Here is a 14,536-nt window from a genome sequence, read left to right on the forward strand (position 1 = left end):
CATCTCCTCAGGTGCTAGCCCTTTACAGCACCGGCCGTAAGACCGGTGGCGATATTGCGTTGGATGATCAGGAAGAAGATCACCACCGGGATGGAGGTGATGATCGCACCGGCCATGAGAGGCCCCCAGGCGGTACCGCGAGTGGTTTGGTTCTGCAGCAGCCAGGCCATCAGGTTCTGCTTGGCCGGGCTGTTGAGCGTGTTGATGATGATGAATTCGTTCCAGGCCTGGATGAATCCGTAGACGCTGGTCGCCACGAGGCCGGGGCCGGTCAGCGGCAGGATGATCCGCCAGAACACCTGGGCCCGGGTGCAGCCGTCGATCAGCGCCGCCTCGTCGAGCTCCCGGGGGATGCCGGAGATGAACCCGCGAAGTGTCCACACCGTATACGGCAAGATCAGGACCAAGTAGGTGATACTCACACCGATCAGACTGTTGGTCAAGGACACGCTCTGCAGCATCAGGAACAGCGGGATGAGCAGCGCGATGAACGGCACCAACTGGACGGCGAGGACGACCAGGATGATCGCCTTGCGGCCGTAGAAGTTGAAGCGGGCGATCGCCAGCGCGGCCAGGAAGCCGACCACCAGTGCGCCGGCCACCGCCAGCAGCGTCACGATCAGGCCGTTCAGCATGTCCTGCATGAACAGCGGGGCCTTGAACGCCGACGTGAAGTTGGCGAAGGTCGGGTGCTTCGGCCAGAACGTCGGGGTCAGCGCGAGCACCTCGTCGGCCGGCTTGAACGCGGTGTTCAGCACCCAGTAGACCGGGAAGAGCATGAGCAGCGAGAAGATCACGCCGATGGTGTTGGCGGCGACCGTGCCGGCCTTGGACCGGCCGACGGTGACCACACCCTGATCCGGGCGCTCCGCCATCAGTCCACCTCCCCGATCTTGAACATCTGCCGGATGTAGAAGGCCATCACGCCGAGCATCAGCAGCACGGTGATCACCGAGATGGCCGAGCCGAGGCTGTACCGCGACTGGCCGAACGCCTGCGTGTACGAATAGGTCGCGAGGGTCTGGAACTGCGGCTCCGGGTGGCCGTCACGCAGCGCCCAGTTCTGGGTGAACAGCCCGAAGTCCCAGATCACCGACAGCGTGGTGACGATCGTGATGAGCGGCTTGAGGATCGGCAGGGTGATGTTGCGCAGCACCTGCCAGGGCGTCGCGCCGTCGACCGTGGCCGCCTCGATGAGCTCCTTCGGCACCTGGGTGAGCCCGGCGTTGAGGGTGATCGCGAGGAACGGGATGCCGGCCCAGATCACCAGCGTGGTGATCACCGCCCAGCCCTGCCACGGGTTCACGAACCAGCTGTGGTTCTGGTAGTTCACCCCCGGCAGCTTGTCGAGCACGTAGTTGAGGACGCCGAAGTCGGAGTCGGTGATCCAGCGGAAGATCTGCGCCGCGACCAGTTGCGGCAGGGCCCAGACGAACATCATCGCGACGATCATGAAGAGCCGGACGCCGCGGGCGACCCGCCGCATCAGCAGCGCGATGCCGAGTCCGATGAGGACCGACACGAACACGCAGATGATCGTGAAGAGAACCGTGCGGCCCACGACCGTCCAGAAGACCGAGTCGCCGAGAACCTTGGTGTAGTTGTCGAGGCCGACCCACGGTGGGGTCCGGCCGCTGAGCAGCTCGCGCAGCCGCATGTTCTGGAACGACAGCACGACCATCCGGACCAGCGGATAACCGAGCAGGCCGGCGAGCAGGAGCAGGGTGGGGATGGACAGCAGCCACGGGGTCGCGGCGCTCTGGCGGCGGCGACGCGACCGGGACGTGCGGCCGGGCGCGCGGTGCGGAGTGGGCCCGCCCGCTGGGCGGGTCGCCGGGGATTCGACGACGGACATCAGGTTCCTCTTCCGGGAGCGGAGGCCGCCCGCCCCGTGAGGGCGGGCGGCTGCGGGGTCAGCTCTCGTTCAGGGTGGTGTTCATCTGGTCGTCGGCCCACTTCGCGCCGTCGGCCACGGACTTCTTGCCGGTGAGGACGTCGGTGAGCATCGTCTGGAGGATGTTGCCCTTCTCGACGTCCGCCCACTTCTCGGCGCTCGGGGTGAACCAGCTGCTCTTCGCGGCGAGCGCGGCGGGCGCGATCGTCGGGTTGTCGGTGGCCGCCTTGTCCAGCAGCGCGGTCGCGTTCGGCAGGGCGTTCGCCTTGATCAGACCGGCCATCGACGTGCTGTCGGTGTAAGCCTTGATCCACTGAGCGGCCAGTTCCTTGTTCTGGCTCTTCTCGGTGACGCCCAGGTTCGAGCCACCCAGGAAGGACGGGACCTCGGGCATCGGCGCGGCGGCCAGCTTGCCCTTGACCTTGGTGTCGACCAGCGGGGAGTTCGGGTCGTTCGGGTCCTTCTTGATCTGCTCGGCCGCGCCGACCTCCCAGGCGTTGCCGTAGAACATGCCGGCCTCGCCCTGCGCGAAGATGCCCGCCTGGTCGTTCTCGTTCTTGGTCGGGTCGCCCTTCGAGTACTTCTTGACCATGTCGACCCAGCGCTGCAGGCCCTCGATCGACTTCGGCTGGGAGAGCTGGCCCGCCCACTTGTCGCCGTTCTGCACCGCGATCTCGCCACCGGTCGACTTGACCCAGGACATCGCGGAGTACCAGTACTGGCCGGGCATGTAGACGGCGCCGAACTTCGAGTCGGACTTCTTCGCGGCCTGCAGCTTGTCCGCGTCGGCCAGGAACTCGGCGTAGGTCGTCGGCGCGGCGGCGATGCCGGCGCTCTTGAACAGGTCGGTGCGGTAGATCAGCACCCGGGCCCCGGCGTAGTAGGGCACGCAGTAGGTCTTGCCCTCGAAGTCACAGGCGCCCTTGAGGCCCTGCAGCCAGCTGCCCGAGTTCTCGTAGTCGCCCGGGTTGATGGCGGCGAAGGCCGAGCTGAACACGTACTTCGGGAACTCGGTGTTGCCGAGCTCGACCACGTCCGGCACGTCGTTGCCGGCGAGCGTGGCGTCCAGCTTGGTGAGGTGGTTGGCCCACTGCTGGTACTCGACGCTGACCTGGGCGCCGGTCGCGTCGGTGAACCGCTTGGAGGCGTCGTCGACGACACCCTTCCACGAGCTCTGCGCGTCGACCATCAGCCAGACCTTGAGGGTCTTGCCCTTGCCGTCGACCGGGCCGGAAGCGGACGTCGTGGGGGAGTCATCGTCGTTGGAACCGCAGGCTGCGGCCCCGAGCAGAGTCGCCGCGAGAGCGGCTACTGCGACGAGTTGGCGCTTCATCGCTTCCTCCTACAAGGAAAAAAGGGGATTTGTACTTATTCCGCTTAAGGCGGTGGTGGGGCCGGTGGTGGTTACACGGGGGTTCCGTCTTTGGCCGCTTTGTGGCCTTGGACGGCTTGTGCGGTTTTTTGAAAGGCCGCATGCGAACGTTCGTGGGTCCGCTGCGCGACCGCGACATAGAGAAGATCGAGAACGACCAGCTGCGGGTGCCGGGCACTGAGCGCGTCCGGCCGGAAGGTCGTCGCCTGGGTGGCGGTGTGCAGCACGATGTCGGCCAGCTCGGCGAGCGGCGACCGGGGAAAACTGGTGAGGGCGATGGTGGTCGCACCCCGGCTGTTCGCCTCGGCGAGCAGCTCGATGGTCTCGCCGGTCTCCCCCGAGTGCGAGATGCCGAGCGCGACGTGGCCGGGCCGGGAGAGCGCGGCGCTGGCCAGGCCGTTGTGCACGTCGGTCCAGGCCCACACCGGCACCCCGATGCGGTGCAGGCTGAACTGCATCTCCTCGCCGACCAGCGCGCTTCCGCTGGCGCCGAAGATGTTGACCCGCGGCGCCGCCGCGATGGCCACCGCGGCCCGCTCCACCTCGGCGAGGTCGAGCAGCGCGGCGGTGTCGTGCATGGCGCGGGTGTCGGCCGCCATGATCTGCCCGAGGACCCGGGCGAGCGGATCGCCGGGCTGGATCTCGCGGCCGATGTCCACGGTCCAGCCGGCCGAGCGGGCCCGCCCGGTCTCGGCCGCGATGCCGAGCCGCAGATCGGCGTAACCGTCGAAGCCGAGCGCGCGGCAGAACCGGGTGACGGTTGCCGGTGAGGTGCCGCTGCGCTCGGCGAGCTCGACGATGGTGGCCCGGGAGGCCGCAGCCGGGTCGGTGAGCACCTGCTCGGCCACCCGCTTGAGCGCGCCGGTGAACTCCGGCAGCAGCGAGCGGACCCGCAGGAGCACCCCGTCCGACGGATGCCCTTGATCGGCGACGGGCGAGTCGACGACCGCGGTCGGCATGGCGCCGTCCAAAGGCTCGCTCATCGGCCACCCTTTCAGGAAGGACTGTTTACTGTCGCGGTAAAAGTTCTTACTAACACCCCTCCTGTGTCAAGGCTGTGGGCGAAGTTTTCAAACCGTTACCTGACCAGCGCCGATGAACGCATGTTTCGCGAGAACCGCTTGACGGCTATCGATCCGGAAATGTTCTTTACAGGGTGACCGCAGTCACATGAAATGATTTGCCCGGTTTTCGGATAGCACTTCCGGCCGATGGCCCAAGCCCGAAAGAACGATGCACCACCTGGCCGAAAAGACGATCTGCCGATGGTTTTGAAACATCAGGGCAACCACGGAAACATTTACCGTACGAGGTGGGACCGCTCCCAAACGCACAGCGACGCCCCGCCGAGGGGATCGGCGAGGCGACAATTGCGCTGCTCACCCGGCCTCCGGCCGGGCGCGGCAGGCATCGACGGGCGTTACCGCCGGTAACTATTACCGCCGTGGGATCGGCTCTCCGGCGGTCAGGCCGACTCGCGGATCGCGGTCGCGAACGCCTCGGAGCGGTGCTCGAAATTCCGGTACCGGCCGTAGCTCGGAGCGGCCGGCGACAGCAGGACGACCCCGCCGGCCGGAGTGAGCTTGCGAGCCAGCCGCACCGCCGCCGGCAGATCGTCGGCGTTCTCCACGCGGATCTTCTCGAGGCCGGCCAGCGACTCGAGGATGCGCGGCCCCGAGTCCGGGATGCCGATCACGGTGAGCTCACGGTCGGCGAGGAACTCGCGCAGCGGTGTGTAGTCGAGCCCACGGTCGGTGCCGCCGACGAGCACGGTGAGCGGCCGGGCCGCGTACGCCTCGATCGCGTGGATCGCCGAATAGGGGCTGGTCGAGAGCGTGTCGTCGACGAAGGTCAGCCCGGACGGGTCCTCGATCTCGGCGAGCCGGTGCGGCAGCCCCTCGAACGCCTCGACGGCCGCCTCCAGCTCGTCCTTCGAGCCCGGCACGTCCACCCCGAGGCCGTCCAGCACGGCGAGCGCCACGCACAGGTTGCGCCCGTTGTGCGCGCCCTTGAGGTGCAGCGCCTCCCGGTGGAACAGCGGCTCGTCGCTGCAGTAGACCCACTCGTCGTGGATCCGGAACCGGGAGTCGTCCGCCCCGGCCGGGATCGGCGGGAAGCCGTGCAGGTCGCAGGTGCCCCGAATGTTGTCGCGCAGCCGCAGGTCGGAGCCGTTCACCACGATCATCTCGGGGCCGTGCCGGAGCAGGTTGAGCTTGTCGCGGTAGTACTCCTGCTCGCCGCCGTGCGCGTCCAGGTGCTCGGGGAACAGCGAGGTCACCACCGCGACCCGGGGCGAGTCGGTGAGGTCGGCGCACTGGTAGCTGGACAGCTCCAGGACGTACAGCGCGGCGGGCGGCAGGTCGAGCAGCGGCACGCCGATGTTGCCGCCGAAGACGTTGGGCCGGCCGACCGCGGCGAGCAGGTGACTGATCAGGCTCGACGTGGTGCTCTTGCCCTTGCTGCCGGTCACGCCGATGGTTCGCGCAGCGTTGTCGGCCATCCAGAGAGCGCTACCGCCGGTGACGGTCACGCCGCGCTCGCGGAGCTCCTTCATCCACGGGTGCGTCTGTGGCACACCCGGCGAGCGGACCACCACATCGGCCGTCACGAGCGCCGGAAAGGCATGATCGCCACCGGCGAGGGGGGCGAGCGACGCGTACGACTCCCACGGCACGGAGAGGTAGTTCGCGCTGTCATCGACCGCGATCAGCCGGGACGGCTGGTGGGCGGCGATCGCGGTGACCGCGGCCCTGCCCTCCCGCCCGGTGCCCCAGATCGCCACGGACCGGCCGTTCAGGTCTGCCAGACGCACGTCGAGCCCTCCTCGTCGAATCGAACTAGTATTGCCGGTCGGCCATCAGACAGGAGTTTCCGGGTGCAGTTCGACGTCATGCGCTTCCCCTCGTACGCGTTCGACCCGCAGACCGGCGTCGCGACGTTCGACTACCTGCTCGAGGGCCCGGAGCCGCTGAGCTTCACCGAGACGATCACGTTCCCGGTCCCGGCCGGCACCGCCGTCCCGGACGCGTTCTACCGGGTCCTCGACCTGCTCCACGTGGTCGCCGGGGTCAGTTACTACAAGGTCGGCGCGCCCCCGCGGGTGGTCGCTCCGGTGGCCGTCCCGGCCCCGGCCGCCGACTTCTTCACCGCGATCTACACCCATGGCCTGGCCGAGTACGCGTATCGCAACCAACTTGCCCATGTCCTGGATCTGACTGTCGAGGTCCCGGGCGTGTCCGGCCTCGCCGAACCGATCGACAACTCGCAGGGCCGCCCGCTGTCCGCCGTCGGTGGCGGCAAGGACTCGATCGTGACGCTGGAGATCCTGCGCGCGGCCGGCCTCGACCCGGTCCCGTTCTCGGTGAATCCCAACCCGGTGATCAAGGCGGTCAACGCCGCGTCCGGTCTCGCCGCCCTGGCCGCCCGCCGGCAGCTCGACCCGCGCCTGTTCGAGCTGAACAAGGCGGGCGCACTCAACGGCCACATCCCGGTCACCGCGATCAACTCGCTGATCGCGATCGCCACCGCGACCTGGCACGGCCTCGGCCCGGTGGTCATGTCGAACGAGCGCTCGGCCTCCGACCCCAACCTGGTGTGGAACGGCTTCGAGATCAACCACCAGTGGTCGAAGGGCGTCGTCGCCGAAGGACTGCTGCGCGACGCGGTGAGCACCCACGCCGGCCTCACCGAGCCGTACTTCTCGCTCCTGCGAAGCCTGTCCGAGTTGCACATCGCCCAGCTGTTCGCCCGGCACACCGCCTACGACGACGTGGTGACCAGCTGCAACAAGGCGTTCAAGCTGCACGACCCGACGGTGCGCTGGTGCGGCGACTGCCCGAAGTGCCGGTTCGTCTTCCTGGCGATGGCGCCGGCGATGGAGCGGCCCCGGCTCACCCACATCTTCGGCCACGACCTGTTCGCCGACCCGGCCCAGGTGCCCGGCTTCCTCGAGCTGCTCGGCATCGACGCGCACAAGCCGTTCGAGTGCGTCGGCGAGGTCGAGGAGTCGCTGGTCGCGCTGGGCATGCTCGACGACGACGCCCCGGTCCTGGTCGCGCTGCGCGCCGCGGTCCCGCCGCAGGCGTGGGCTGCGGCGAGTCGCGAGGCGGTGCTGACGCCGGGCGGACGAACATACGTTCCCGAGGCGTACGCCAAGATTCTCGACGCCGCCCTCGCATGATCTATGTCGGCAAAGCCGATGTCGACGCTCCGCCGGAGCGGGGCTGGCTGATCGGGCACTTCATGCCGGCCGGCGACGCCCGGCACAGCAGCGACGTCGAGATCAAGTGGGGCCGGCACCCGGCCGGGGAACGTCGGGGCGAGTGGGCGCGCAACGAGCGCCGCACCGCCGTGCTCGTGCTGATCAGCGGCCGCTTCCACATGGAGTTCCCGGAGCGCACGGTGGTGCTGGCCGAGCCCGGCGACTACGTCCTGTGGGGCGTCGGCGACGACCACTCCTGGTTCGCCGAGCAGGCCTCGGTCGTGCTCACCTGCCGCTGGCCGTCGCTGCCCGGTTACGCGGTGCCTTACTCCGGCGCGTCGTGATGGATGTGGTCCGGCGCGACGCCCAGCTGGTGCAGCGCGGCTGAGGTGCTGGCCAGCATGAGCGGCGGGCCGGCCAGGTAGACCTCGTGCCGCGACCACTCGCCGTAGGCCGCGACCGCGTCGGTGACCAGGCCGGACGCGTAGGGTCCGGGGTCGCCCTCGGAGACGACCGGCACCACGGTGGCCCGCTTGGCGGTGCGGGCGATCTCGGCGATGTCGTCGATGTCGTACAACTCGTCGAGGTTGCGCACGCCCCAGAAGAGCACCGCCGAGCGCGGGTCGCGGGTGTCGGCCAGCTCGGTCAGCAGCGCCTTGAGCGGCGCCACCCCGGTGTCGCCGGCGATCATCAGCAGGTCGCGTTGCGGCGACTCGGGCAGCCCCATCTGCCCCTCGGGCCGGCTCAGCCGCAGCTGGTCGCCCTCCCGGGTGCGGTAAACGAGGGTGCCGCTGACCCCGTTGTGCGTCTTGGCCCGCACGTGCAGCTCGACCAGATCGTTCCGGCGCGGCGCCCCGGCCAGCGAGTACGGCCGCCAGATGCCCGGCAACTCGGGCACCTCGACCCGGGCGTACTGCCCGGCCCGGAACGGCAGCGGCAGGTGCGGGCGCACCCGGATGACGGCAAGGTCGGGCCGGCGCAGCTCGTGCGAGACCACGACGGCCGTCCAACTGGTCTGGTCATAGGGGGCGGTCGCCACGCCGTGCCGGATCCATTCGTAGAGGTGCTGCCATGTCGACCGCCAGGCTACGTCGAACTCCTGTCGCCACTCCCCCGGCGCCATGCCCGCGCGCATCGCCTCGGCCAGCGCCGGGCCGACCAGTCGGAGCCGGTCCAGCTCCACGCCCGCCCCGGCCAGCACCCGGCCGAGCGCGGCGCAGCCGTTGACCAGCAGCGGTGGCTGGTCGAGGTGGTGCACGAGCCAGGTCAGGCCGACGGCGAGCCGGTCGGCCTGCGCGCCGGCGTCGCCGGGCAGGATCGCGAGCAGCGAGGGATGCGCCTGGTAGAGGGCCGCGCGCAGCCGGTCGGCCACGTCACCGGGGCCGCCCGCGAAGGTGAGGCTGGTGCTCAGCAGCCGCTGGGTCTGCCGCAGCAGGGCGTCGTCGGCCGGGTCCCTGCCGTCGGACGAGGGCGCCGGCCCGGAGGCCGCCACCGTCGGCGGCATCATCCCTTCAAAATGCGGGACCCGCGGCCGTACGCCGTGCTCCGGCTCGCCCGAGGCCCAGCCCGGCCGGGCCGTCCCGGGCTGCTTCTCCACCGGTCGGATGGCCCCGGAGGCAGGCCCACCGGCGGGCTCCGGAGCGGCGGGTTCGCGCGACGGCTGGCCCGGGCCGAGGCCGGCGAACCGGTTCCGGCTCAGCCGGCCGACCCGATCCTCGCCCTCCGGCCCGTATCCGTCGTCGCCGGCCGTCCGCAGCGGGTCGACGGGCGGCAGCAGCAGCGAGCCGCCCTCGGCGGACGTCTCGCCGCCCGCCGGGTGGGGCGGAGGAGGACCCAATTTGTCGCTCCGGCCGGGTTTGGCGGCGGTGCTACGGCCGAAGAAGTCCGCCGCGGAGGCCCGAAGCCCCGCGTCGGCCTCGCCGACCGGCATCCCGGCTTCGCCGGCTAGCTCAGCATCGTCATCGGCGGTTGCCCCTGGGCTTGGATGCGGCTCGGCGGTTGCCCCTGGGGCCGGATGCGGCTCGGCCCAGCCCGGACGGGGCGGAATCGCGCCAGGCAGCAACCCTGGCGGCTGTGCACCCGGCGGCCCGGCCTCGGCCGCGCGGCGGCGCGCGAGGTCGCTCAGCGCGGCGGCCGTGTCGGCGGCGCCGGCGTCCACCGCGTCCGGCGCGGCCTGGCGCAGGCGGATCGCGCGGAGCAACGCCAGCAGGTGCTGATCGGCCCCCGAACCAGATCCCGACTCGGATGACACCGTCACACCCCCGCTCAGCGGATCACGCGAACAGTACAACCGTACTGCCGCTGGAGGCCTATGACCGCCCCCACCCAGAGTCCCAAATCCACCCGACTTTCCGGACGAACTCGTCAGGATCGGGCGCGACCCAGCGCTTCGAGGGCCACCCGGGCCTGGCCGTCCGGGTCGTCCCCGAGCGGCCGCAGAACCACGGTCGAGGCGCCCGCCGCGCGCAGCGCCGCCACCCGGGCCGGGATGTCGGCGGCCGGCCCGATCAGGCTGAACACGTCTTCCGGGGCGACGCCGAGCCAGGCCGCCTGCCCGGTGACCATCTCGCGGGTGGCCTCGGCGGCCCGCTCCGGGTCGTCCGACACGTGCAGGTAGGCGAAGACGATCAGCTCGTGCGCCGGCCGGTCACCGGCCTTCCGCCCGGCCCCGATGTGCTCGAGGGCGGCGGTGATCTCGGCCGGCCCGGCGCCCTCGGCGAGGATCGTGCCGTCGGCGACCCGGCCGGAGAGCTCGAGCGACCGCGGCTTCACCACACCGGTCACGATCGGCGGCACCTCCCGGGCGGGGTGGACCAGCCGCACCCCGTCGACGGTCACCTCGCGGCCGTGCATCGTGACGTGCTCGCCGGAGACCAGTCCGCGCACGGCGACGATCGTCTCCTCCAGCAGGGCCAATTTGCGCACCCGCTCCGCGCCGACCTGGCGCATCAGCTCCGGGACGCCGTGCCCGACCCCGGCGACCAGGCGGCCCGGGTGGACCCGCGCGAGGTTGGCGACCTCCATGGCCAGCAACGCCGGATTGCGCAGCGCCACCGGCGCGATGCCGATGCCGACCCGGAGCCGCGACGTGGCGGCGAGCGCGAGAGCCGCCGCGCTGATCGACCCCGTCCACCCGAGGTCCTCGATCACCCACAGATCGTCCGCCCCGAACTCCTCGAGCGCGGCCGCGCAGGCGGTCAGCTCCTCCGGAGCCCGATCCCGCTCGAACATGAAACCGACCCGAAACTCCGGCGACTCATCGATCATGGGCCCCACATTAGTGCCCGCTAAGATCCGCCGGTGACCCTCACCGTCAACGATCTCATCGGCTACGCGGAGCGCGACCTCGCGGCGGATCTGGCCCGCCTGCTGCCCGGCCGCCCGGCCATCACCGACCTCGATCTGGCCGAGGTGCGCCCGATCGAGCCGTTCCTGGCGCGCCTGCCGGCCACCGCCGCGGCCGCCCTGGCGGCGTTCGATCGGATGGTGGGCTCCGGCACGCTGCCCGAGTTCCTGGACATCGCCGACTGGTGCTACGGCTTCGACTTCGAGGCCAACGAGTGCGGCATCCTCGACGCCGACTACGAGACCACGCTGACCGACGACGACGTCTACTCGATCGGCGCCGACGGCGGCAACCTCTACGTCGTGCTGGCCGACGGCCAGGTGGCGGTGTGGTTCCACGAGGAGGAGGTGCTCGAGGGCCACACCCGCTTCGACAACCTGGACGTGTTCCTGTGGAGCTACGTCCGTTACGAGGCGGTCCGGGAGGGCACCCTCGCCCTGGCCGACGTGGAGGCCGACTTCGTGTCGCTGGGCCAGGCCGGCGCCCTCGAGCCGGAGCTGGGCCTGCTCACCACACTGCGCAAGAGGTGACCCCGGGCCGGGGTTGTCGACGCCCGCCCACAGGCCGTCGGCCATACTGAACGCATGTCCGACGCCAAGATCGACGAGCGCGACGAGGAAAACCCCGAAGAGAACGCCGAGGCGCAGCCCGAGGAGTTCCTGAACCGGGCCGCCCGACGAGCCGCCAAGAGCAAGAAGCACGGCCACGCCGACCAGACCGGAGCGCAGGCCGGCAACCAGCCGCACGGCCGCGGCGCCGTCCCGGCCCGCAAGCAATTCGGGACCCGCCGCACCGGCTGACACAATGCCCTCGTGGCGACAACTCGACTGGACAGCGCGGACGATCCGCGGATCGCGGATTACCGGGCGCTGACCGACCTGGAGCTGCGCACCCGCTGGGAACCGCCGAACGGCCTGTTCATCGCCGAGGGCGAACTGGTCATCCGGCGGGCCCTGCGGGCCGGCTACCGACTGCGCTCGATCATGGTCGACGAGAAGCGGGTCGACCAATTCGCCGACCTGCCGGATGACGCGGTGATTTATTCGGGCACGCCGGAGATCCTCGAGGCGATCACCGGATTTCACGTGCATCGCGGGGTGCTCGGCTCATTTCACCGGCGTGCGCTTCCGTCGGTCGAGCAGCTCGTGGCTCCGGCCCGGCGGCTCGCCGTCCTCGAAGGGCTCAACACCCACACCAACCTCGGCGCGCTGTTCCGCAGCGCGGCCGCCCTCGGCATCGACGCGATCGTGCTGTCCCCGAATTGCGCCGACCCGCTCTACCGCCGGGCGGTCCGGGTGAGCATGGGCGAGGTGTTCGCGATTCCGTACGCGAAGGCCGACGCCTGGCCGGAGGCGCTGAAGATCGTGCAGGACGCCGGATTCCGGCTGCTCGCGCTGACCCCGGGCGCCGACGCCGTCGCATTGCCGCAGCTCAGCGCGGCGGAGCGGGCACGGCCGGCGCTGATGCTCGGCGCCGAGGGGCCGGGCCTGAGCCGGGCCGCGCTGGCCGCCAGCGACGTGCGGGTGGCGATTGAGATGCAGAACGGCGTGGACTCGCTCAATGTCGCCACGGCTGCGGCGATCGCCTTTTACGAACTGAGCCGCTGATTCAGTTCGGAATCATTCCAGAATTACTTTCACCGTCGAAATTCGGGTCTTTCCTATTCGCCTGCCGGTGGTTACTCTATGGCCGGAGATGCGAGCTATGACCTGGATGTGAATGCTGTGGACAAGAAATGGCTTCCGGCGATTTCAGGCACCATCGCCGTCCTCGCTTTCACCGTCGTCACCGTCCTGCGGCTCGCCCCCGGTGACGACCGGACGGCCACCCTGCCCCCGCCCGAGCCCGCCTTCACCCTCCCGGGCGTCACCTCCGGCCCGCAGCTCCCGATCAGCCTCCTGCCGAGCGACACCCCCGGCCCCACCCGGAGCGTCGAGGCCGGGCGCGCCTCCGAAACGGTCCCGGCCGGTGACACCACCCGGGACCCGCAGCCGGCCCCGCGCCCCACCCCGCCCGGCGTCACCGGCGCCTTCCGGGTCATCGATTCCTACCCGGACTCGTTCATCGGCGAGGTCCTGGTCCGCAACGACACCGGCGCCGGGCAGTCCTGGCACGTCACCCTCGTCTACCCCGGCGATCTCGTGACCTCCTGGCTCGAGTCCCTCCCCCAGCCCACCCTGGTCCAGCGGGGAACCACCTACACCTGGACCTCCTCGGTCCCGCTCGCCGCGCACTCCACCGGCGCGATGCGGTTTCACTTCAGGCTCTCCGGCGCGGCCGCCCCGAAGGACTGCGCCGTCAACGGTGCGGCCTGCAGCTGAACGAGCGGGGCCGGCCCGCTGAAGGGCGGACCGGCCCGGCGTACACCTGCTGGTTATTCCTTGACCGGGATGCTCTGTGACTTCAGCGTGGTGATCGTGCTGGCCTGCGCGTCCTCGAGCGCCTTGGTCAGCGTCTCCTGGCCGGTGACCGCCTTCTTGAAGCCGTCGGAGGCATCGGTGTAGGTCTTGGTCATCGTCGGGCCCCAGGTGAAGTCGGGCTTGACCTGAGTGGAGGCCTCGGCGAAGACGTCGTAGATCTGCTGGCCGCCGTAGAACTCCACGCCCTCCTTCAGGGCCGGCAGCGACGCGCCGTCCTTGGTGGCCGGGTAGAGGTTGGCCTCCTTGTTCAGCAGGGTGAGCGCCTCGGTGGAGGTGTTCAGCCAGAGCGCGAACTTGGCCGCCTCGTACGGGTGCTTCGAGCTCTTGAAGACCGCGGTCGACGAACCGCCCCAGTTACCGGCGGCCTTGTCGCCGGCGGTCCACTGCGGCATCGGGGCGACCGCCCACTTGCCCGAGGTCTTCGGCGCGCCGCTGGAGATCGAGTTGGCGCCCCACACCGCGGAGACCCAGGTCCACGCGCTGCTGGAGTTGTAGGCGTTGTCCCACTCCGGGGTCCACGGCGGCACCGAGGAGACCAGCTTCTTGTCGATCAGGCCCTGCCAGTAGTCGGCGACCTTCTTGGTGGCGTCGTCGGTCATGCTGACGGTCCAGTTGGTGCCGTCGTTGCCGAACCAGTGGCCGCCCGCCTGCCAGACGAAGCCGGCGAACTGGTTGATGTCGCTCTGCGAGAAGTTGGTGATGTAGCCGCCGGCCGCCTTGACCTTGACCGCGTCGTCGGCGTACTCCTGCCAGGTCGTCGGCACCGGGATGTTGTTCTTCTCGAACAGGTCCTTGCGGTAGAACAGCGCCATCGGGCCCGCGTCCTGCGGGATGCCGTAGACGTGGCCCTGCTCGCCGAAGGTGACCTGGTTCCAGGTCCAGTCGATGAACTTGCTCTGCGACTGGGTGACGATGTCACAGCTGCCGAGGTCGGCCAGGCCGTCCTGGACCCGGAAGCTGGGCAGCGCGTCGTACTCGATGTGGCCGAGGTCGGGCGCGTTGCCGGCCTTGAGCTGGTTGAAGAAGTTGGCGTAGGTGCCGCCGTTGCCGTTCGGGCCGGTCTGGACCTTGACCTGGATGTCGGGGTTGGCCTTGTTCCAGACGTCGACGACCTTCTCGATGTTCGGGATCCAGGTCGTGTAGGTCAGCGTGACCGGGCCGCTGGACGGGGCGCAGGAAGCCGCCGCGCCGGTGGTGCCGGTGGCTTCGTCGTCGCCGCCGGACGAACATGCGGTTATCGACAGGGTGGAAAGAAGCAAAATCGCAAGGGAGCGTGCGCGAAGGCGCATTGTTTTTCCTCTCT

Annotated in this window: 14 protein-coding genes; 6 read left to right on the plus strand and 8 right to left on the minus strand. The window is 69.8% G+C overall.

What is annotated here, in order from left to right:
* Nucleotides 1–14: 14 nt before the first annotated feature.
* The 5 genes from AB0E90_RS03560 to murD all read right to left on the minus strand — a co-directional run bounded on the left by AB0E90_RS03560 (nt 15) and on the right by murD (nt 6,078).
* Nucleotides 15–875, minus strand: coding sequence for a carbohydrate ABC transporter permease (locus AB0E90_RS03560; protein WP_360398567.1), 861 nt, complete (start codon nt 873–875; stop codon nt 15–17).
* On the minus strand, nt 875–1,855 hold the full coding sequence (locus AB0E90_RS03565; protein ID WP_360398569.1) for a sugar ABC transporter permease: 981 nt from the start codon (nt 1,853–1,855) through the stop codon (nt 875–877). Before AB0E90_RS03565 ends, AB0E90_RS03560 begins: the two co-directional genes overlap by 1 nt.
* A gap of 58 nt (nt 1,856–1,913) precedes the next feature.
* Entirely contained in the window at nt 1,914–3,227 is a 1,314-nt protein-coding gene (locus AB0E90_RS03570; RefSeq protein ID WP_360398571.1) for an extracellular solute-binding protein, read from the minus strand.
* Nucleotides 3,228–3,298: 71 nt separating this feature from the next.
* A complete protein-coding gene (locus tag AB0E90_RS03575) occupies nt 3,299–4,225 on the minus strand; it encodes a MurR/RpiR family transcriptional regulator (protein ID WP_360399435.1) in 927 nt (308 codons plus the stop codon).
* A 506-nt stretch (nt 4,226–4,731) separates the two neighbouring features.
* A complete protein-coding gene (gene murD / locus AB0E90_RS03580) occupies nt 4,732–6,078 on the minus strand; it encodes a UDP-N-acetylmuramoyl-L-alanine--D-glutamate ligase (protein WP_360398573.1) in 1,347 nt (448 codons plus the stop codon).
* Nucleotides 6,079–6,156: 78 nt separating this feature from the next.
* Between murD and AB0E90_RS03585 the strand changes: the two genes are divergently transcribed.
* Together AB0E90_RS03585 and AB0E90_RS03590 are read left to right on the plus strand one after the other, a co-directional pair.
* Entirely contained in the window at nt 6,157–7,446 is a 1,290-nt protein-coding gene (locus tag AB0E90_RS03585) for a hypothetical protein (protein WP_360399438.1), read from the plus strand.
* Nucleotides 7,443–7,811 (plus strand): signal peptidase I, encoded by a 369-nt coding sequence (locus AB0E90_RS03590; protein ID WP_360398575.1) that lies wholly within the window; start codon nt 7,443–7,445, stop codon nt 7,809–7,811. The genes AB0E90_RS03585 and AB0E90_RS03590 overlap by 4 nt, the downstream gene beginning before the upstream one ends.
* On the opposite strand, the gene AB0E90_RS03595 is transcribed toward AB0E90_RS03590, so the two are convergent.
* Together AB0E90_RS03595 and AB0E90_RS03600 are read right to left on the minus strand one after the other, a co-directional pair.
* On the minus strand, nt 7,793–9,718 hold the full coding sequence (locus tag AB0E90_RS03595) for an FAD-binding oxidoreductase (protein WP_360398577.1): 1,926 nt from the start codon (nt 9,716–9,718) through the stop codon (nt 7,793–7,795). The genes AB0E90_RS03590 and AB0E90_RS03595 overlap by 19 nt on opposite strands.
* Nucleotides 9,719–9,831: 113 nt before the next feature.
* Complete coding sequence (locus AB0E90_RS03600; RefSeq protein ID WP_360398579.1) at nt 9,832–10,734, minus strand: LLM class flavin-dependent oxidoreductase; 903 nt, start codon at nt 10,732–10,734, stop codon at nt 9,832–9,834.
* A gap of 33 nt (nt 10,735–10,767) precedes the next feature.
* Here AB0E90_RS03600 and AB0E90_RS03605 point away from each other — a divergent pair, with 33 nt between their 5' ends.
* The 4 genes from AB0E90_RS03605 to AB0E90_RS03620 all read left to right on the plus strand — a co-directional run bounded on the left by AB0E90_RS03605 (nt 10,768) and on the right by AB0E90_RS03620 (nt 13,134).
* The gene (locus AB0E90_RS03605; protein WP_360398581.1) at nt 10,768–11,343 is read left to right on the plus strand and encodes a hypothetical protein; all 576 of its coding nucleotides are present in this window, start codon (nt 10,768–10,770) and stop codon (nt 11,341–11,343) included.
* 54 nt (nt 11,344–11,397) lie between these two features.
* Nucleotides 11,398–11,613: a hypothetical protein gene (locus AB0E90_RS03610; protein WP_360398583.1), complete on the plus strand. Its 216-nt coding sequence runs from the start codon at nt 11,398–11,400 to the stop codon at nt 11,611–11,613.
* A gap of 12 nt (nt 11,614–11,625) precedes the next feature.
* Complete coding sequence (locus tag AB0E90_RS03615) at nt 11,626–12,420, plus strand: RNA methyltransferase (protein ID WP_360398585.1); 795 nt, start codon at nt 11,626–11,628, stop codon at nt 12,418–12,420.
* 117 nt (nt 12,421–12,537) lie between these two features.
* Complete coding sequence (locus tag AB0E90_RS03620; protein ID WP_360398587.1) at nt 12,538–13,134, plus strand: hypothetical protein; 597 nt, start codon at nt 12,538–12,540, stop codon at nt 13,132–13,134.
* Between the two features lie 53 nt (nt 13,135–13,187).
* Here the strand turns inward: AB0E90_RS03620 and AB0E90_RS03625 are convergent, their stop codons facing one another.
* Nucleotides 13,188–14,492 (minus strand): sugar ABC transporter substrate-binding protein, encoded by a 1,305-nt coding sequence (locus AB0E90_RS03625; RefSeq protein WP_360398589.1) that lies wholly within the window; start codon nt 14,490–14,492, stop codon nt 13,188–13,190.
* Between the last annotated feature and the right edge of the window lie 44 nt (nt 14,493–14,536).

Source organism: Actinoplanes sp. NPDC026619, assembly GCF_040638295.1.
GTDB lineage: Bacteria > Actinomycetota > Actinomycetes > Mycobacteriales > Micromonosporaceae > Actinoplanes.